18 protein-coding genes and 2 tRNA genes are annotated in these 18,377 nt (G+C 42.9%); 8 read left to right on the forward strand and 12 right to left on the reverse strand.

All coding sequences use genetic code 11. The features are described 5' to 3' along the window. The first annotated feature begins 27 nt into the window (after positions 1-27). The 3 genes from hypB (at position 28) to cutA (ending at position 2,262) form a co-directional block, all read left to right on the forward strand. Positions 28-717 carry a hydrogenase nickel incorporation protein HypB gene (hypB, locus tag MsAc7_RS01980; protein ID WP_338102932.1) on the forward strand — a complete coding sequence of 230 codons (690 nt, stop codon included), beginning with the start codon at positions 28-30 and terminating at the stop codon, positions 715-717. Positions 718-811: 94 nt separating this feature from the next. Next, complete coding sequence (gene hypE, locus MsAc7_RS01985; protein WP_338102933.1) at positions 812-1,879, forward strand: hydrogenase expression/formation protein HypE; 1,068 nt, start codon at positions 812-814, stop codon at positions 1,877-1,879. A gap of 38 nt (positions 1,880-1,917) precedes the next feature. After that, on the forward strand, positions 1,918-2,262 hold the full coding sequence (gene cutA, locus MsAc7_RS01990; RefSeq protein ID WP_338102934.1) for a divalent-cation tolerance protein CutA: 345 nt from the start codon (positions 1,918-1,920) through the stop codon (positions 2,260-2,262). A 116-nt stretch (positions 2,263-2,378) separates the two neighbouring features. On the opposite strand, the gene MsAc7_RS01995 is transcribed toward cutA, so the two are convergent. After that, positions 2,379-2,732, reverse strand: coding sequence for a TIGR00304 family membrane protein (locus MsAc7_RS01995; RefSeq protein WP_338102935.1), 354 nt, complete (start codon positions 2,730-2,732; stop codon positions 2,379-2,381). A 51-nt stretch (positions 2,733-2,783) separates the two neighbouring features. Beyond that, the gene (locus MsAc7_RS02000) at positions 2,784-3,020 is read right to left on the reverse strand and encodes a hypothetical protein (RefSeq protein WP_338102936.1); all 237 of its coding nucleotides are present in this window, start codon (positions 3,018-3,020) and stop codon (positions 2,784-2,786) included. A gap of 150 nt (positions 3,021-3,170) precedes the next feature. Here MsAc7_RS02000 and MsAc7_RS02005 point away from each other — a divergent pair, with 150 nt between their 5' ends. Continuing rightward, positions 3,171-4,433 (forward strand): proteasome-activating nucleotidase, encoded by a 1,263-nt coding sequence (locus MsAc7_RS02005; protein WP_338102938.1) that lies wholly within the window; start codon positions 3,171-3,173, stop codon positions 4,431-4,433. A 114-nt stretch (positions 4,434-4,547) separates the two neighbouring features. Here the strand turns inward: MsAc7_RS02005 and MsAc7_RS02010 are convergent, their stop codons facing one another. Genes MsAc7_RS02010 through rnz form a run of 3 tightly spaced genes read right to left on the reverse strand, consistent with a single transcriptional unit; the run spans position 4,548 to position 8,293 of the window. After that, positions 4,548-6,041: an aldehyde dehydrogenase family protein gene (locus MsAc7_RS02010; protein ID WP_338102939.1), complete on the reverse strand. Its 1,494-nt coding sequence runs from the start codon at positions 6,039-6,041 to the stop codon at positions 4,548-4,550. A gap of 56 nt (positions 6,042-6,097) precedes the next feature. Then, positions 6,098-7,345, reverse strand: a complete 1,248-nt coding sequence (locus MsAc7_RS02015; RefSeq protein WP_338102940.1) for a 3-isopropylmalate dehydratase large subunit — start codon at positions 7,343-7,345, stop codon at positions 6,098-6,100. 27 nt (positions 7,346-7,372) lie between these two features. After that, positions 7,373-8,293, reverse strand: coding sequence for a ribonuclease Z (rnz, locus tag MsAc7_RS02020; RefSeq protein ID WP_338102941.1), 921 nt, complete (start codon positions 8,291-8,293; stop codon positions 7,373-7,375). 89 nt (positions 8,294-8,382) lie between these two features. On the opposite strand from rnz, the gene nth reads away from it, so the two are divergent. Then, positions 8,383-9,240 (forward strand): endonuclease III, encoded by an 858-nt coding sequence (gene nth / locus MsAc7_RS02025; protein ID WP_338102942.1) that lies wholly within the window; start codon positions 8,383-8,385, stop codon positions 9,238-9,240. Between the two features lie 94 nt (positions 9,241-9,334). Here the strand turns inward: nth and MsAc7_RS02030 are convergent. The 4 genes from MsAc7_RS02030 to tatC (MsAc7_RS02045) form a co-directional block, all read right to left on the reverse strand. Next, positions 9,335-9,406 (reverse strand) — tRNA-Gly (locus MsAc7_RS02030). Positions 9,407-9,584: 178 nt separating this feature from the next. Continuing rightward, complete coding sequence (gene tatA, locus MsAc7_RS02035; protein WP_338102943.1) at positions 9,585-9,890, reverse strand: twin-arginine translocase TatA/TatE family subunit; 306 nt, start codon at positions 9,888-9,890, stop codon at positions 9,585-9,587. 171 nt (positions 9,891-10,061) lie between these two features. Next, complete coding sequence (gene tatA / locus MsAc7_RS02040; RefSeq protein ID WP_338102944.1) at positions 10,062-10,493, reverse strand: twin-arginine translocase TatA/TatE family subunit; 432 nt, start codon at positions 10,491-10,493, stop codon at positions 10,062-10,064. Positions 10,494-10,627: 134 nt separating this feature from the next. Beyond that, positions 10,628-11,482 (reverse strand): twin-arginine translocase subunit TatC, encoded by an 855-nt coding sequence (tatC, locus tag MsAc7_RS02045; protein ID WP_338102945.1) that lies wholly within the window; start codon positions 11,480-11,482, stop codon positions 10,628-10,630. A 371-nt stretch (positions 11,483-11,853) separates the two neighbouring features. On the opposite strand from tatC (MsAc7_RS02045), the gene tatC (MsAc7_RS02050) reads away from it, so the two are divergent. After that, positions 11,854-13,134: a twin-arginine translocase subunit TatC gene (gene tatC, locus MsAc7_RS02050; RefSeq protein ID WP_338102946.1), complete on the forward strand. Its 1,281-nt coding sequence runs from the start codon at positions 11,854-11,856 to the stop codon at positions 13,132-13,134. Between the two features lie 64 nt (positions 13,135-13,198). Here tatC (MsAc7_RS02050) and MsAc7_RS02055 read toward each other — a convergent pair. Next, a tRNA-Glu gene (locus MsAc7_RS02055) sits at positions 13,199-13,273 on the reverse strand. Positions 13,274-13,476: 203 nt separating this feature from the next. Continuing rightward, positions 13,477-14,460 carry a type II secretion system F family protein gene (locus MsAc7_RS02060; protein ID WP_338102947.1) on the reverse strand — a complete coding sequence of 328 codons (984 nt, stop codon included), beginning with the start codon at positions 14,458-14,460 and terminating at the stop codon, positions 13,477-13,479. A gap of 99 nt (positions 14,461-14,559) precedes the next feature. On the opposite strand from MsAc7_RS02060, the gene MsAc7_RS02065 reads away from it, so the two are divergent. Both MsAc7_RS02065 and MsAc7_RS02070 read left to right on the forward strand, forming a co-directional pair. Continuing rightward, positions 14,560-16,128 (forward strand): type II/IV secretion system ATPase subunit, encoded by a 1,569-nt coding sequence (locus tag MsAc7_RS02065; RefSeq protein ID WP_338102949.1) that lies wholly within the window; start codon positions 14,560-14,562, stop codon positions 16,126-16,128. Positions 16,129-16,253: 125 nt separating this feature from the next. Continuing rightward, the gene (locus tag MsAc7_RS02070) at positions 16,254-17,135 is read left to right on the forward strand and encodes a type II secretion system F family protein (RefSeq protein WP_338102950.1); all 882 of its coding nucleotides are present in this window, start codon (positions 16,254-16,256) and stop codon (positions 17,133-17,135) included. Between the two features lie 80 nt (positions 17,136-17,215). Here MsAc7_RS02070 and MsAc7_RS02075 read toward each other — a convergent pair whose 3' ends face one another. Continuing rightward, positions 17,216-18,349, reverse strand: coding sequence for a TIGR04084 family radical SAM/SPASM domain-containing protein (locus tag MsAc7_RS02075; protein ID WP_338102951.1), 1,134 nt, complete (start codon positions 18,347-18,349; stop codon positions 17,216-17,218). Positions 18,350-18,377: the final 28 nt, after the last annotated feature.

Genomic DNA, 18,377 nt, shown 5'->3' on the forward strand with positions numbered 1-18,377 from the left:
CAATTTCATGACTTAAAGGTGACAAAAATGTGGATGAGAATGCTCAATATGTCTCATATTATCAGTATGAAGCACGATGTTTTTAAAGAAAATAAGAATACAGCGAGCAAGAACAAAAAAATGCTTAAGGATTCGAATGTTTTTGCCGTCAATATTATGGGCGCGATCGGTTCCGGAAAAACGACATTGATTGAAGAAGCGATAAAGGCCTTAAAAGGAAAATACAGAATCGCCGTGATTGCGGGCGATGTCATTGCGGACATGGACGCTTCCCGCTTTATCCGTCTCGGCGTGACCACAATCCCGGCCAACACCGGGAAAGAATGCCATTTGGACGCGCATTTGGTGGAACACTCTCTCTCTGAAATCAATTTGAAGGATTATGATGTTTTATTTATTGAAAACGTCGGCAACTTAATTTGCCCGACAGATTTTGATTTGGGCGAAGATATGAAAATTGTTGTCGTGAGCGTGAGCGAAGGCGACGATATCATATTGAAGCACCCGGTTATTTTCAAAACATCGGAACTTGCCGTTATCAATAAAATCGATATTGCTGAAGCTGTTGGCGTGGATCCGGCGACAATGGTCCGCGACATCAATTTCTTAAATTCGAAAATCCCGGTTCTGTTGACGTCGAAAAAAGATCAAAAGACCGTGGACGCTTGGGTCAATGTCATTGAAAAAGGAATTTTAAGCAAAAAGCAGGGAAAGTAAGGACTTCAAAAAATTTATAAATTCGTTCACATTCAATTCATAATTCGTCCCAATTCGATTCATAATTCAATTCACAATTCATAGGATGATTATTTTGGCAAGAGAAAACAAAATCTCCATGGAACACGGCGCCGGCGGCCAGCAAATGCAGTCACTCATCGGCAGCGTTATTTTGAAAAATTTGAAAAAAACATGCGCCGGAACAGTTGGTTTAGACTCTTTGGATGACGGCGCCAGCATTACGCTTTTAAAAGAAAATTGCGGCGGATTTCAATCGGATAAAATCGAGCTCGTGATGACCACCGACAGCCACGTTGTCAAGCCGATTTTTTTCCCGGGCGGCGACATCGGTCGGGTTTCCGTCTGCGGTGCTGTCAATGATTTGTCTGTGATGGGCGCGCGTCCGCTGGCGCTCAGCTGCGGAATGATTATTCCGGAAGGATTCGACATTACCGATCTTGAAAAGGTTGTCTGTTCCATGAACGCGGTTTTGGAAGAGGTCGGCGTTCCGATAATTACGGGCGATACAAAAACCGTTGAAGGAAGCGCTTTGGATTCCATTATGATTAATATTTCAGGTATCGGCATCTGTGATGCGCCGGTTCGGGACAGCGGGCTTTCTCCGGGCGACAAAATCATTGTCAGCGGATATATTGCCGACCACGGAATGGCGCTTTTAACCAAACGCGAAGGGTTCGAATTCAATTCGGATTTGGTTTCTGACGTGGCACCGGTTTGGAAAATGATTGAACCGGCTTTGTCGGTTCGAACAAAGGACGGCAAAAAGGCAATTTCAGCGATGAAAGACCCGACACGTGGCGGCATTGCGGATTCCCTGAATGAAATGGCGCAAAAAAGCAAAGTCGGCATTCAAATTGAAGAAGAAAAAATTCCGATTCGGGAAGCGGTTCAAACGTCTTGCGAAATGCTGGGACTGGACCCCTTAGAAATCGCCAATGAAGGAAAAGTCGTCCTGGGCGTTCATCCGGATTATGCCGAACAAGTTTTGAAAATCTTAAAACAACATCCGTACGGAAAAGACGCGGCCATTATCGGCGTTGCGGGGACGGACAAGCCCGGAAAAGTGATTTTGGTGTCGGCTCTGGGCAGCACACGGTATGTGGATGTTCCGACCGGAGATCCGATTCCGCGCGTTTGTTGATTATTTGAATTTATCATTTTTTGAGAGGGAGCATTTTGATGACAAATGACTCAAACACCAACTACATTTTTATTTATACCACATTTCCGACAAAAAAATCCGCCAAAAAGACAGCTCAAAAACTGATTGAAAAGAAAGAAATTGTTTCTGCAAACATCCGAAAACACACGGCGATTTACACATACGCCGGCAAGCTTCATGATGAAAAAGAATACGGATGCATTTTCAAAACCCGGGAAGATAAATGGAAATCCGTTGAAGCCTACGTTTTGAAAAAACACCCGTATGAAACGCCGGTTTTGATAAAAATCAACATTGATGAGTCCAATAGTGGATTTCAAAATTGGGTGGATGAAAATTTAACGATTATTTTCAACCAATAATCTTCACTTTTTGAGATGTAATACTCATATTTTTCAAAAATGCCAGATATTATAGAACATGTTTCCGGAATGCAATTTACAAATTTATGACCGAACCGGCTATTGAAAACTCAATCTCATTGAGAAATGATCCAAACCGCAGCCAAATAAATCAAAACCGCGATCAGAAAAAACAAAAGAGCGTATTTGAAGTTCTTTTTGTCAAACCGCATTCCGTCGTTTCCAAAAACAATCGGGATCGGACCAACCATAATCATGCCGCCTGTTTTGATTTGAGTTTCCCCGGATTCAAAACCGTTGGAGGATGAATCTTCCTCATTTGAGTTCAAGCCGTCGGAGCCATAAAAGGGATCGGAAGAAGAATAAGCATTTCGCCTTGAAATTAAATAAAAGGCCGCCGTCAGAATAATTGAGCCGAGGACCGATAAAATCAAACTCGGCCAAAACAAAAAATAAATCTCCGCCGCCATTCCTTCTTCCTCTTATATTTCCGATTATTTTTTCATTTTGTTTTCGGACGATTAATATTTTCGCCAAAAAAACACATACATAATAATCAAAACCAACGAAAAAACGACGATGTTTGTCACAATGTCAGGCGTTGCGCCAAAAGTAATGTTCCCGATTTGCGCCGGGGACCCGGACTGAACAATATCTTCGCTCAGCCTCATGGTTAAAATGAAACAAAAAACCAAAATCAACAGACTAACAATAAATAAAATGCCGGCCTGTTTGACCAATTTGTCGGAAAAGCTCATCTCCTTCACAGAACATTAGACCCATCTTGTTTTATATAAATATATGGTTTTTGAGATTTTAAAGCCATTTCTGTTTTTTTAACAGACACGTAACTGTTCGTTTTTATTTAAGAAAAAGATTATTAATATCAAAACCTTTTCTCAAAGAATATGTCAGAAAACGATTTAGTCAGTAATGTTCCCTTGGAGCCTTCCAACAAAGAACATTCCTCTGAAAAACAAAAGATTGAAAATGAAGAGCTTTTGCTCAAAGTCAAAATACTCACGGAAGAGTTGTCAGCTTCAAAAATTGAAAATGGTGAACTCAAAGCCAACGTTCTTAAAATGACGCAAATTGTGGAAGACCACCGCTGGGAAGTCCGGCGTCTGAAAAACCAAGTGGAAGAGCTTACCAAAGCGCCGTTTTTCATTGCGACCGTCATGGAGGTTTTCGATGAGGAAGTGCTGATTAAACTCCATGGCAACAACCAGGAAATTTTAACGCATAAATCACCCGATTTTAAAGATGATTTGGAACCCGGCATGCGTGTTGCTGTCAACGGCGCTGCTTATGTTATTATGACGACCATCAGCCAATCGACCGATGTCCGCGCCCAAGTGATGGAACTTATTCAGTCACCCAACGTTAATTATGATATGGTTGGAGGCCTATCAGATGTTATTTTGGAAGTCATCGAAACCGTTGAGCTGCCGCTGACGCATCCCGAACTTTTCGAACAGATTGGAATTGAACCGCCATCAGGCGTTCTTCTCTACGGCAGTCCCGGAACCGGAAAAACACTCATCGCAAAAGCGGTGGCAACGCAGGCCAACGCCACATTTATCCGGATGTCGGGTTCAGACCTCGTCCAAAAATTTGTCGGCGAAGGCGCCCGCCTTGTCAAAGATATTTTCGCAATGGCCCGCTCAAAAGCGCCGGCGATTCTATTCATTGATGAAATTGACGCCGTCGGCGGAACCCGAACTTTTGACGGAACAAGCGGCTCGGCCGAAGTGAACCGGACAATGCTTCAGCTGCTGGCGGAAATGGATGGGTTTGACGGACGCGGCGATGTGAAAATCATGGCGGCCACCAACCGAAAAGACTTGCTTGACCCGGCGCTCCTTCGTCCCGGACGGTTTGACCGCGCCATTGAAGTGCCGATGCCGGATGAAAAGGCCCGTCTTGAAATTCTTCAAATTCACACCAGAAAGATGAATCTCGGACAGGATGTCGATTTGGAAAAGTTGGCTAAAAACACGACCGGGTTCAGCGGCGCCGATTTGAATGCCGTGTCCCGCGAAGCCGGTATATTCGTTCTCCGCCGCCGCGGAACAGTTGTCCAAATGCAAGATTTGCTGGACGCTGTCAAAAAAGTAAAGCGGGGAGAAGAAAACAACAAAAATACAGTCCCCAGCAATATGTTTATGTAAAAACCATTTGCGCACTCAAGTGCGCATTTATCTTTTCTTTTTTGCGGCGGGCAGCCGCGCGCGTTATGGCGACACATTTTTACTTTGAGTCCGAAAAACAATGTCATTTTGTTTTTAAAAAATATTCTTCAAAACAACGGTTTTTGTTTCCAAATAATCATCTAAAACTTGTTCGCCGTTCTCACGCCCGACTCCGCTTTCTTTGACGCCGCCAAACGGCAGCGACGGCAAAACGCGAGCGTGCTGATTGACCCAAACAATTCCGGCTTCCAGCTGCTCAACAGCTGTTTTAGCGCGACGGATATCATTCGTCCAGACGGACGCACCAAGTCCGTAAAGAGTGTCGTTAGAACGGGCTACAGCGTCATTCAAATCTTTGACGGGGACAAGGACCATCACCGGCCCGAAAATCTCTTCACGAAGCAGGACGGACTTTTTGCCGCCGCTGGGCGGAACCAACGACACGACCGTCGGCTCAAAGAAATGTCCGTTCGACAAATCCGCACCATTCAAAACACCGGCATTAGGAACGTTGCCGCCGGTCAGGATTTCCCCGACACCATTTTTTTCGATTTCAAGGCGGACGTTTTGCATTGTTTCAACTATTTTTTCCCATTGAGTTTTATCGCAAATGGGACCCATTGTTGTTTCAGGATTCATGCCATCCCCGACTTTAATCTTGGAAACTTCGGCGAGAACAGACTTTTTGAAGTCTTCAAAAACGGATTCAAAAACAAAAATGCGCTTTGGAGAAACGCATGCCTGCCCGCAGTTAAAGAAGCGAGAACGAACCGCCTCAGTCGCAACCATTTTGACATCAACGTCGTCGCAAATGATCATGGCATCGCTGCCGCCAAGCTCCAGCGTCAGACGTTTTTGAACCGGATTTCTTGCGGAAAATACTTTCTCCCGCAACAATTTGCCGGCATCCCCGCTTCCCGTAAACGATATTTTTTTGACCGCCGGAAATTTTGCAAAAACGTCTCCGGCAAGTTCGCCGTTTGCGGGAACGACATTTAAAACGCCGGCCGGAAGACCGGATTCATAAAAAAGTTCGGCCATTTTTAAAACTGTCAGCGGACAAGTGGTGGACGGTTTGACAACGACGGTGTTTCCCGAAAGAATCGCCGGAACGACTTTCCAGGAAAAAATAAGTGCCGGAAGATTCCACGGCAAAATGGCGGCGCAAACGCCAAGCGGTTTTTTGGACACAAAAGCGTAACCGTTTGAATTTTTATAAAAATCAGAATCGGAAGATAAAAGCAAAGAGGACAGGCCCGTAAAATAATCAATGACTTCAGCGACGCCTTCAATTTCCCGGCGGGCTTCTTTGAGCGGTTTTCCTTGTTCTTTTGTGAGAAGAACGGCCAATTCGTTTACCGTATGTTCATTTTTAAGCGCGGCGGATACTTTCCCGAGAATAAGTCCGCGGTCTTTCGGGTCCGTTTTTGACCAGGATCCAAAAGCTGCCTCGCATGACAATAGAGCGTCACCCAGTACTTTTTCATCCGCAAGCGTCACGGTCCCGACAAGTTCGCCGGTTGCCGGATTTTTCACATCGGCTTTTTTTAAACCCGGCCATTCGCCTATTTTTCCGGAAATAAACATAAACAGCCCTTCATATAATTATTCAAATAAATTATTCAAACTTAAAATGGAAAAATTTACAAAAACTCACGAGGATCCGTTATTTCGCCGGTGATCGCCGAAGCGGCGACTGTTGCGGGAGATCCCAAGTAAATGTTTCCGCCTTTCCCCATCCGTCCTCTGAAATTCCGGTTGGCGGTCGACAAACAAGTTTCGCCTTCCGCAATCACACCTTGATGCGCGCCAAGACACGGACCGCACCCGGGCGTAATGAAACTGACACCGGCTTTGACCAACGTTTCAAAAATGCCCGACTCGACAGCGTCCAACAAAACCGCGCGCGACGCCGGCGTTGCAATCGTCCGGACCTTGACCGTTTTCCCTTTTAAAATGTCAGCGGCAACGGCCAAATCTTCAAGCCTTCCGTTTGTGCATGTTCCGATAAACGCTTGGTCAATCGGCGTTCCGATAACCTTTGAAATCGGAACAACGTTATCCACTTCGTGCGGACAAGCGATTTGAGGTTCAATGTCATCCGCATCGTAGTATTTTTCCGAGAGGTAGTTCGCATCCGAATCGGCGTAAACCGGCTCATAGTCCGCCGCTGCCCGGCCTTTTAAATAAGAAAACGTCTTCTCATCCGGCGGAACGATTCCGGCTTTGGCGCCCATTTCAATCGCCATGTTGCAAAGCGTCATCCGGCCGGCAACGGAAAGATCCGAAATCGCAGTCCCGTAATATTCGACCGCTTTGTAAGTCGCCCCCGAAATACCTGTTTTTCCGATGAGGTAAAGCGTTAAGTCTTTGGCAAAAACACCTTTTTGAAGTGTGCCGTCCACCGTCATTTTTATGGTCTCCGGAACACGGAACCACAATTTCCCCGACGCAAAAATTTCCGCCATATCCGTTGCGCCGACGCCGGTCCCGAAAGCACCGAACGCCCCGTATGTACAGGAATGAGAATCGGCGCCGATAATCAGTTTTCCGGGAAGCGCAAAACCTTTTTCCGGTAAAACTTGATGACAAATTCCCTCGCCGCCTTCATAAAAATGAGAAATGCCCTGCTCTTTGACCCAGTCCCGCGTCTTTTTTTGAAGGAGGGCTGCCGCTTCCGTGCTGGCCGGAATCAAATGGTCGAATGGAACGATAATTTTATCAGCGTCCCATACTTTTTCGACGCCCATTTCCTGAAAAGAATGCAGTGCTAAAACACTGGTACCGTCATGCGCCATTGCATAATCAATATTTGCCGACACAAAATCATTGGCTGACGCATCGCCGCCTGACGCGCGGCTGAAAATTTTTTCGCTAATAGTTCCCTGCATCGTTATTCCACCCTCTTAGATTTTTGATTATTCATCCCGGTTTTTAACATCAACTTCCATCAAATCTTCCGCAATCACCGTATTGTCAAATTCGGTTTTCGCTTCTTCCAAAACCGGAGCAACATCGTCCGAAAAACGCTGGCTGATATGAGTCAAAATCAACTTCCGGACACCATATTTTTTGGCCAGGCGCGCGACGCCTTTAGCCGTCGAATGTGCCCACTCATCTGCGTTTTCTTTCATATCTTCCGTAAATGTCGCTTCATGAATGACAACATCGGCCTCTTGCGCTTCGTAAAAGAAAATATCTGAGACGCGCGTGTCGCCGCTGTACGCTATTTTAATACCGGGGCGCATCGGTCCGACAACCATACCCGACGTGATCACATTGCCGTTTGGAAGTGTAATGCTTTGTCCGTTATGAAGTTTTGAAAAATTCGGTCCCGGTAAAACGCCAAGCTCAACAGCCCGGTCTTTGTTAAAACGGCCCGGACGCTTGTTTTCTTCCAAAACGAAACCCAATGCCGGACGATCATGATCGGCGCGGACGGCTTTGACGGTGTATCCGTCATATGAAACAATGTCCCCGGGAGACAACTCTTTCACTTTTAAGGGAAACTTCAATTTATGCATGCCGAGCCTTGAAAAAGCGTCCATGATTTCATCAAGGCCGGACGGCCCGTAAACAGCGATTTCATCGGTTTGTCCCAAAAACGCCAACGTTTGAAGAAGTCCCGGAAGCCCTAAAATATGATCCCCGTGAAAATGAGACAAAAAAATGGAATGAAGTTTCATCATACCGGTTTTGGCGCGCATCATCTGCTGTTGCGTTCCTTCGCCGCAGTCGAAAAGAATCATTTCCCCGTCCCTATTTAATAAGATGGACGACGTGTTGCGCTCTTTGGAGGGAAAACCTCCACCGGTTCCGAGAAATACAATTTTAATCATTTGAATTTTAAAAGACACAGGAATTATTTAAATTCATTCAAATCAATTGACAGATACAACGATTTTTGATTCGGAATTATGGTGAAATTATGGCAAACGCAACAAAAAAATCAGTGACAGATTCGAAAGCATCCTCAAAAACATCCTCAAAAATATCTCCAAAAACAGATGAAAAAGAACCTTCAAAACCATCTTCGAAAATGTCTTCAAAAATAAATACAAAAGCAGAAAAAACACAAGCTTTGCCGATATCAAACCTTAAAAGTAAAACATATCCGCTCTCATCTCTTCCGGCCTTTCCGATTTCAAAACGTCCGGATAACCGGAAAAATTTCAACGCGATTTGGGAAATACTCAGTCAAACATATCCGAAACCGGAAATTGAATTGGATTTTAAAACGCCGTTTGAACTTTTGGCCGCCACCATCATGTCGGCGCAATGCACGGACGTTCAGGTCAATGCCGTCACCAAAGTTCTTTTCCCGAAATATCCGACAATTCAAAACTATGCCAACGCCGACCAAACCGTTTTTGAAAAAGAAATCTACTCCACCGGATTTTACCACACAAAAGCCAAGCACATCATTCAATGCGCTCAAATCATTATCGAAAAGTATGATTCAAAAGTGCCGGACACCATGGAAGAGTTGGTCAAGCTTCCGGGCGTCGGACGAAAAACGGCAAATATTGTCCTTGCGCGCGGATACGGCATTATTGACGGAATCGCGGTGGATACACACGTTAAAAGGTTGTCCAATAAACTCGGATTCACGGAAAATGAAGATCCTGAGAAGATTGAAAAAGATTTGATGAAATTGGCCGATAAGAAAGACTACGATGATTTGTCATTGACCTTAATTTTCCACGGTCGCCGGGTTTGTAACGCTCAACGCCCGAAATGCGACATTTGCGGCATTCAAGAACTTTGTCCGTCCGCGTTTTTGTAAAATGATGTGATGCGTGAAAAAGAACGCGTCACCCTTTTTTAAAAGAAAAGCAAAACTATTTGAAAAATTGAAAGGTGAAAAAGAAAAAAGAAAGTGCATCGTTCGGGATTCGAACCCGAGTTTGCGGCTTGGAAGGCCGCAGTCATAGCCGCTAGACCAACGATGCAGAATAACTATTTTATGACGAATAAAACAAAATCTGATTCAGGAAAGCCTGAAACAAGCATGTCAAAAAGAGATTGATTTTATTTAAATATTTTGGTAAATGGTTTTCTGCAAAAAAACAAAACAGAAACACGAAATATAAAAGAACAAGAAAAGGAAAAAAATAAAGAAAAATGAATTTAATTATTGCCTTTCATCTTTTTACTGATTTCATCCAGAAGCTCATCATCAGTTTTTCCTTTGGTGTCAATGCCTTGTTCTTTGGCCATTACTCTGATCTTTGTGTCTTTTTCAACTTCGGGTGTTGATTCCAAACTCTTTTCAAATTCCCGGTATGAAATTTCAGCTTCTTTTTGCGCTTTCTTAAATTCGCCGGCCGACTTTCCGGCTGAACGCGCCAATTCCGGAAGCTTTGCCGCGCCGAACAAAAGAACAATAATCGCCACAATTAAGATAATTTCAGTCGTTCCAATTCCGCCAATCATTTTGATACACCTTAAATTATTGTAAGTTCATGTTTATTTGTCACAAGTTATTAAATTTTAAATTCCGATGAATTTCTAACGATTTATAATTTGCATTTGTCAATGAGAGAATATTCATATAAATTTATTGCTTCAGAAAATTGAAACAGATCCAAATTGAAACAGATTAAGTTAAGCCGAAGTTTCCTCATTGGCGCTCAGTTCCGCCAACTCTTCCGGACTCATCCGCCGGACAGTCATAACCGGTTCCTCTTCCGGAATTTCAGTGTCTGCCGACAGGGTTTCTGTGGATTTCATTTTATCGGACATCAAAAGCAATAACTCTTCCGGCTTTTTGCCTTCAGGATCAATACCTGCCTCAAGAGCCATCGTCCGAATTTTATCATCTAACGCTTTTGCATCCGCTTTCTTCTTTTCGTCCTGTTCTTTAGAATATTTTTCAATATCGCTGAGGTCAAATTCAGCTGCTTTTTGAGCAATTTTGAATTCGCCGATCGCCGACCCGACCGCACGCGCCAACTCCGGAAGTTTGTTCGGACCGAACAAAATGAGAGCAATAATAACAACAACGGCAATTTCCGTTGTTCCGACTCCGCCAATCATAGTTATTTTAGAAATTAATCAATGCTTATAAAGATTTGCTTTTTCTGTCACGAATGTTTGTCAAAAAAATAAAAAAATAAACACTTTTCTGAAAAAAACGAATTCGAAAAAAACGAATTCGAGAAAAAAACGAATCAGAAGAAACGCATGATGATTAAACTGAATTCAAAAAGAACGACAAGAGCAACGCCGGCAATCAGCTGGGAAACAAATGTCGGATCGGGAGAAATTAAAAAGGCAAATCCGATCAAAAGACCGTAAACGGCAATCCGTCCTTTCCGAAGCGTTTTTTCTTCAACAAGTCCCATCTTAACGGCCGCAATCATCAGAAGCGGAATCTGAAAAACAATTCCGAATCCCAGAACCAGCGTAACAATTGTATTAATGGTTTCACTCAAACTGACTTGGGCGACAGCTGTCTGATCGGCGTAAAAGATCATATAGTTTAGAAAGATCGGCAAAACGATAAAATAAGCGATCGACGCACCGAAGATAAATAAAATAAAAGAAGCGGGAACAACACGCCACAAAAATTTGCGTTCATTCGTGTAAAGCCCGCGGTACATAAATTTATAAAGCTCATAGCTCAGAAGCGGGAAAAAAATGGCAATTGCGCACGCGACAGACAATTTCATACGCGTCATGACGTATTCCGTCGGCGAGTAAACCGACATGATGGCGCTTTCCGGAATCAGCCGACTCCATAAATAAGCAATACCTTCACCGGAAAGAGGATAAAAAATGATGGTTCCGAGAAGCAGCGCCGCAATACAAATGATCAAACGATTTCGAAGTTCGCGCAAGTGTTCAACCACATGTTCTTCATAATCAATATCGACACCCTTTCGATTCGGGTCAGCCGGTCTTTTCTTTTTAAAAATCAAAGATCTTTGGGGTTTTGCTTTGGAGTCCGGCGCCGGTTCAAATACCGGGTCCGATGTTGGGACATAATCACCGTGTTTGCTTTCATTTGAGGTTTGTTCCGACACTTTCAAAACTCCAAAAAGTGGTCAATGATAATTAAATTGAATTGAAACGAATTGAATTGAATGAATTGAATTGAAACGAATTGAATTGAAACGAATTGAATTGAAACAAATTGAATTGAATGAATTGAAACTGAAATCTGACTCTATAATAATTGAAGTAAAATTGAATATGAAAAACCGAGGAATCATTTAAATTTAATCATTGATAATTCAAATTGCTTCCGTAATCAAAGTTTCTCAAATTATTTCGTTCAAATCACCTGTATATCATAAAACTTTTATGTAAGAATGCCTACTAGAAACGCATATAATATAACATAAATGATCATCAGGATTTTGGTCATATTTTAAAAAAGGATCGTGGTGCCATCGTGGAGCTATCGGGTGAAATTCAGGTTTTGTTGAATTTCTTAGAATCAATCAAAAAAAAATTGATCATCATTGTTGCCATATTTTTAGTCGCAGCTGTCGTTGCCTATCCGCTGACAGATTATGTCATCAATGACGCGATTAACCGCAGCCTGCCTCATGTTTCAACCACAACGACGGACCTCACCGAACATTTTGACCAATTTTTAATTATTTATTCCGGACCTTGGAAAGTGAGCGACGTTAATATTGATTCACTGCTTACCGATTCGGATAAAAACATATTGATCTATACGGATCCGGTCAATATCTCGGATTCCAAAACGGTTGTTCAAGACATTATCCTTTCAAATACGGAGACGCCTTCAGCCTTAGATACCGTTATGGAATACATTAACGGTTTAAACAGCTCAAACCGTACGAGTTTTAACGATTTGATGACGGCACTTCTTGAAAGCGCTCGCACGAACAAACTGACGCTTGAAGATTTGTCAAATACATCCGAAATCATCATTTTCCAAACGATTCCTTATGATACGGCAACTTCAAATGGCAGCGAAATCGAGGAGCTCGGCAAAATCGGCGCCGATTTTGAAAATGTGACCGGACAACCGCCGATGTTTACCATCGGATATTTGGAAAACAATTCAAAAAACGAATCCGGCGGCCCGATGGTTGTCTATACGAAACCGCTGGAAGTTCCGCTTCTGAAATTGAAAATGTCCTTGGTGATCGCCGCCATTTTTACGCTCCCGATTATCTTTTACATCGGCGGAAAGGAAATTTACAAACGGGTGAACATTAAAAAATTGAATCTTAAAGAAAAAATACCGTTTAAAACCCGTTGGATTTTGATCGTTGCCATTGTCGTCTTTATTTCATTTGTTCTTGGCGCGATGTATTCTTATTTCTTTATGGCGCCCCTGTTCATTCAATTTCTCTACATCAGCGCAGCGTCCGCCGGCGCTCAAGCCACATATTCTATTTATGATTTTGTGAGTTTTATCGCGATGCTCACGTTGATTTTCGGCCTCATTTTTGAGTTTCCGGTTATTATTTTTGTACTTAACCGTCTTGGAATCGTTCAAAAAAGATTATTGACAAAATACAGAAAACACGTTTATGTTCTCTTGTTCATTATTGCCGCCGTCATTACGCCGCCGGACGTCATCAGCCAAATTGTCGTCGCGATTCCGATGATTTTCTTTTATGAGCTGAGCATTCTGATTGTGAAATTATTCGGAAAAAGAGACCCGCCGCTTCCGGCCAAAGAAGAATACTAAAAATGCTAAACGAAACTCAAAAACATAAAATAAAAAGTATAAGAAACGTTCAGAAAAAATGGAGTGCTCCGGTCGGGATTCGAACCCGAGTCGTAGGAGTGAGAGTCCTAAATGATTGGCCGAGCTACACTACCGGAGCGATTTGATTTCAAAAAAGCAAAGCAAAAGAGAGATTTATGATATAAATAGGTTATTGTCAAAATGTTTTCTCTTTTCTTTTTGTCTTTTCATTTATATTTTTTTCTTTTCTTCCGTCTCCCCATCTCTTTTCCTTCTTTTTTCCTCTTTCACCCATCTCCCCCATTTACTTCCATTCCTCTCGATTGCCTTTTATTGTTTAGATCAACGGAAAACATTTGTTCCGGCGGCAAATGAAACGCAAACAACAACCATCAACAAAACTGTATATTTCAAACCCGTGACCATGACGCCGGTTTTAAATTTCCCGGCGGTCAGTCCCAAGAAAAATGCCTGAATTAAAAGCAACCGGCAGATGAGAACGGACATATCCGACACAGATTCCGGCGACCCGAAAATGGAAGAAGATTCGGCAGCGGAATACATGCTGTTAAATTGACGGATTAAAAGAATGGAAACGCCGAGAAAGATGAAAAAAGAGAGAAATAAAATCGCACCATATGTGTTTTGCCGGGACGCGCGTTCTTTTTGAGCATTGACAAATTCCTGAAGATCAAACGCGGCCGAACTGACAGAGAGAGACATTTGACCGCCGGATTTTTCCGCGATGTCGATCACGGACGCTGCCCGCCGAATCAATTTGGAGTGATAACGCTTTCCGAAATCGTCCAGACATTTCTCAAAAGGGATTCCGGACCGCATTTTAAAACCCATCAATTGAATTTCTTTTAAGAAAAAATTGTTCGGCGGATTCGATAAATCACGCAGCGCTTCCTGAACGGTCAAACCGTTTTCAACAAGAGCGGACAAATCCCTCAAAAATCCGGGAATTCGTTCTTCCACAAAATCAATCTTTTTGCGCCTTTTCTCTTCAAAATAAATCAGCGGCAAGAATAAAACAGCCAAAAACACCGTGACAAGAATTTCAAGATATTGTGCCGCCGTTTCAAAAGAAAAAGAAACAGGAGCGAAAGCAGAAACAGAAACAGGTTCCAAAAAAGAAACGAGCGCTAAAATTGAAAATAAAAGAATAACTAAAATAAGACCGATAACCGGCGAATATTTCGGGTTGTTTTCAAAAAAAGGAGACGGATTTTTAAAAAAATCGAGCCAAAAGCCATGCTTGTCTCTTTTTTTCATTTTTTTCAAAACGGAACTTTCCGTGTCAAAGGCGTTTGATTCTTTCATTTAGATTCACCAAAACGCTTTAAAAAACAGCCCCAATATAACGTTTTCGATTTTTTCAAAAACGGAAGGTTTATGAACAAAAATTTTCAACAGAAAATTATGAAAAGACCAAATATTGACAAAGTTATGAAATCTGTTTTTTCGGAGACGGAAAACGAAAATGAAAACGAAAATGAAAACGAAAATGAAAACGAAAATGAAATGGAAATCGAAAGCAGAAATACAGACGTGACGATATTGGAATCTTATGATTTGACACCGCCGCATTCATTCGCTTCAATTGTCCAAACAACGATTCACGGAAAAACATGCCTTCGTTATGTTGTTTGCGAACCGGTTTTAAATGCCGGACTTGAACAAATGTTTCAAAAAATAATGACGCTTCTTTCGGATTCATTCAACCCGGTTTTATTTGACATGGAAGATTCCATTTTTGTTTCTCCCGAAAAAAAAGCCGAGCGCGAAAAACAACTTTTATCGGAAATGAATCTGATTTTGGATTTGTACACCATCCGGCTGACAGATGAGGATTTTTCCGCTCTTTTTTACTTTGTGCGCCGCAATTTTTTGGATTTTGGGCGAATTCAACCCTTTTTAGAAGATAAAAATATTGAAGACATTTCCGGAAACGGATATAAGATACCTGTTTTTGTTTATCATAAAAAATACGGATCCATCGAAACAAACGTCATTCTTGACGAAAAAGAATCAGACACCTTGGTTCGGCGCATGGCGCAACGCGCTAAAAAACAAATTTCTGTTGCAAAACCGATGGTGGACGCAACTCTTCCAAACGGTTCCCGGGTTCAGCTCACCCTCGGAAATGAAATTACAACAAAGGGCAGCACGTTTACAGTCCGTAAATTTGAAGAAAAACCGCTCACACCGATAGATTTGGTCTTCAACGGCACTTTTTTACCGGAAGTGATGGCTTACCTGTGGCTGTGCGCGGAATCCGGATTGAGCGTGATTTTTTCAGGCGGGACCGCCAGCGGAAAAACAACGTCCATGAATGCCGTATGCCGGTTTATTCCGTTGAATAAAAAAATCGTATCGATTGAAGATACGCGAGAAATTAGCCTGCCGCACCGGAACTGGGTATCCGGCGTTTCCCGGGACGCCCCGTCGGGGTCTTTACAAACGTCCGCTCGTTACCGTCATTCGGAAAACGCATTTGGGCAAGTGTCTCTTTATGATTTGCTGAAATCAGCGCTTCGGCAGCGCCCGGAATATATTTTGGTCGGCGAAATTCGAGGCTCGGAAGCCTACGTTTTGTTTCAGGCGATGTCAACCGGGCATGCCACGCTTTCAACAATGCATGCCGAATCCGTGGAAACATTGATTCACCGGCTTGAAAATCCGCCGATGAATGTGCCGCGCGCCATGATTCAAACGCTTGATGTTTTGGTGATTTTGTCTCAGGTCAAAACCGGAAACGAGTCTGTCAGACGATGTGCTTTTGTGCATGAAATTTTGGAGACGGACCCGCAAACATCCGAAATTTTGACGCAGGAGATGTTTAATTATTATCATCAAGCGCCGTTTGATTTGGATAAATCGGATGTCTTGAATCGGATCCGAGAACGCCGGGGATGGACAAAACAGCAATTGAAAGATGAATTTTTCAGGCGCGTTGAAAATCTGAGAAATGGAGGGGATCTTTCATGACGAAACAGCAACAGCAGCAACAGCGGCAACAGCAGCAACAGCAGCAAAAATAGAAAAAAGGCCGCAAGTTTCTTTTTACCCTTCAAAAAGTTTCCGACCGTTTTTTCGGGAACGCAATCGAAAAAATGATTTCGGCAGGTGCCGGAAGCACCGGCAAAAGAAAAAACACGCTTTTGAGGACATTTGAAAAGAAACTTGTATCTGCCCGCCTATTTATTCCGCTTCCGATGTATTTGTCCGTCGCCGTATTCTTGTCTGTGATTCTTTTCACAACTTTTTCTTTTTGTGAAATCATTCTTTTTTCCGTGTCTTATTTTTCCGAATTGCAAGGTTATATTGAAGCCGGAATGGATCGGTCATTGATGATTTATCCCGTTTTTATTTTTGTCGGCGCCGTTATTTTGATTTGGATGTCAGCTGTCGCATTTCCGTTCTTGGCCGCCGCCGACAAAAAGCATAAACTTGAACAGGAATTGCCGTTTGCCGTCAACTACATGTCGGCGATGGCTTCCGCCGGGGTTTTACCGGATTTGATCTTCCAAACATTTTCGGAAAAAAAGATGAAATTTATTTACGGGACCATTGCTTCCGAATTTTCAATATTGGAAAGCCGGATTTTTTATTTGGGAGAAGACTTGCCGTCTGCCCTTCAATTTTTATCGGCGTCAACACCGTCTCCGCTCCTGGCCGATTTTCTATCCGGCGCCAAAAACACGCTGATTGCGGGAAGTGACTTTCAGACATTTATTTTTTCAAAAAAACAAGAATATGAAAGCCTTTTTCGCCGCCAAAAAGAACAAAATATTCAAACATTAGATTTGTTGTCCGAGATGTACATCACCGTATTTCTGGCGGCGCCGATCTTTTTCATCATTCTCCTTTTTACAATAACGCCGCTTTCAGGCCCGAAAACGGAAGAAATGAAACTGTTGGTTTATCAAGCCGTTCCGTTTTTAGGCATATTTTTCCTGCTTTTTGCGGATGTAGCGGATCAAAAAAATGGTTGAAACGAAAGGAAAAACAAAGACGAAAAGAAAAAAGAAAACAAAGAAAAAGAAGGGACGTAACACGCGCGCTGCCATCCTTCTTAAGGAATAATTTCACAGCTGTTGTATTCGATATGATTTGAAAAATCGTCGATATTGATTTTTCCGTCTTCAATCATTTTCTCAACTTCAGGTTTGACTTTTTGAAGCTCACCGATGAGGAAACGAATGGTTCCGCAAACGTCCGTAAAGCCTTCGATTCCCCATTTCATGGTCGCGTTTGCATAAAGACAGCGGCCGCCGCAAATGTCGAGAAGATCACAGTTTTTACAAAGGCCGGACACGTGAATCACGCGAAGACGGTTCGGGTTTTCATGAAAAATGTCGCCGGAATAAAAATCGCTCATTCCGCTCATAACGGGACACGGCGACAACTTTCCATCGGTTTGAACGTTATATTCCGTCCAACCGGCGCCGCACCGAAGATGTGTTTTTTTGTTGAGGAGAAGAGAAATCATAATGCCGACAAACGGATACATTTGAAGAACAATGCCGTCTGTTCTCATCGTATTCACCCAAGCGGTTATCAGGCGCTGAATTCCGGGATTATAACTTTCATCCAGCCATTTTCTGAAAGATTCTTTCCGGGTTTTGTAATCGTTTCTCCAAAACAACGCATTGAGTTGCCAGTGAACGCTGTCAAACGAAAAATCGGGATTGGAAAGCAAATGCATGACGCTTTCATAAATGTCGGTCTCTTCCTGAACCGTCATCCGGGCAATGATTTCCCCGGAAAAGCCATTTTCGCGGGCAATATTCGCGTTTTGAGCAATCGTGTCGTAAACGCCCGCGCCGCGGTAATAATCCGTCAAAGTTCGGTTTCCGTCAATGGAAATGGAAATCGTATGCAACCGCTTTAGGTATTCGGACGGAACCAAATCCAAACGGGTTCCGTTCGTATGAAGCAAAAACATTTTGGCGGGAAGAGTATCCATCATCTCAATCATTTTTTCAATTTCAAGAAGCGGTTCCCCGCCGTAAAAAATAACAACGGCTTCCGAATCCTTTGAAATGAAATCGGCCAAGGCTTTTGTTTCATAATGGATTTGCTCGGGAACGTCGTAATCTACGGAAATGCCGTCATCAAAATCATCAAAGCAATCGCAGACTTCGCCGTAACAATACCGGCATTCCAAGTCGCACGCCATCGTCAAAGTCACAAAAAAGTTAACCATACATTTCTTCCTTTAGAATCTGATTCGA

The sequence above is a fragment of the Methanolapillus millepedarum genome, from assembly GCF_032594115.1.
Taxonomy (GTDB): Archaea; Halobacteriota; Methanosarcinia; order Methanosarcinales; family Methanosarcinaceae; genus Methanolapillus; species Methanolapillus millepedarum.

What these genes read in the sequence shown, in the direction of transcription:
- hypB (WP_338102932.1), top strand. Translation starts at nt 28, where the DNA reads ATGTGGATGAGAATGCTCAATATGTCTCATATTATCAGTATGAAGCAC.
- cutA (WP_338102934.1), top strand. Translation starts at nt 1,918, where the DNA reads ATGACAAATGACTCAAACACCAACTACATTTTTATTTATACCACATTT.
- MsAc7_RS01995 (WP_338102935.1), bottom strand. Translation starts at nt 2,732, where the DNA reads ATGGCGGCGGAGATTTATTTTTTGTTTTGGCCGAGTTTGATTTTATCG.
- MsAc7_RS02000 (WP_338102936.1), bottom strand. Translation starts at nt 3,020, where the DNA reads ATGAGCTTTTCCGACAAATTGGTCAAACAGGCCGGCATTTTATTTATT.
- MsAc7_RS02005 (WP_338102938.1), top strand. Translation starts at nt 3,171, where the DNA reads ATGTCAGAAAACGATTTAGTCAGTAATGTTCCCTTGGAGCCTTCCAAC.
- MsAc7_RS02010 (WP_338102939.1), bottom strand. Translation starts at nt 6,041, where the DNA reads ATGTTTATTTCCGGAAAAATAGGCGAATGGCCGGGTTTAAAAAAAGCC.
- MsAc7_RS02015 (WP_338102940.1), bottom strand. Translation starts at nt 7,345, where the DNA reads ATGCAGGGAACTATTAGCGAAAAAATTTTCAGCCGCGCGTCAGGCGGC.
- rnz (WP_338102941.1), bottom strand. Translation starts at nt 8,293, where the DNA reads ATGATTAAAATTGTATTTCTCGGAACCGGTGGAGGTTTTCCCTCCAAA.
- nth (WP_338102942.1), top strand. Translation starts at nt 8,383, where the DNA reads ATGGCAAACGCAACAAAAAAATCAGTGACAGATTCGAAAGCATCCTCA.
- tatA (WP_338102943.1), bottom strand. Translation starts at nt 9,890, where the DNA reads ATGATTGGCGGAATTGGAACGACTGAAATTATCTTAATTGTGGCGATT.
- tatA (WP_338102944.1), bottom strand. Translation starts at nt 10,493, where the DNA reads ATGATTGGCGGAGTCGGAACAACGGAAATTGCCGTTGTTGTTATTATT.
- MsAc7_RS02060 (WP_338102947.1), bottom strand. Translation starts at nt 14,460, where the DNA reads ATGAAAGAATCAAACGCCTTTGACACGGAAAGTTCCGTTTTGAAAAAA.
- MsAc7_RS02065 (WP_338102949.1), top strand. Translation starts at nt 14,560, where the DNA reads ATGAAAAGACCAAATATTGACAAAGTTATGAAATCTGTTTTTTCGGAG.
- MsAc7_RS02070 (WP_338102950.1), top strand. Translation starts at nt 16,254, where the DNA reads ATGATTTCGGCAGGTGCCGGAAGCACCGGCAAAAGAAAAAACACGCTT.
- MsAc7_RS02075 (WP_338102951.1), bottom strand. Translation starts at nt 18,349, where the DNA reads ATGGTTAACTTTTTTGTGACTTTGACGATGGCGTGCGACTTGGAATGC.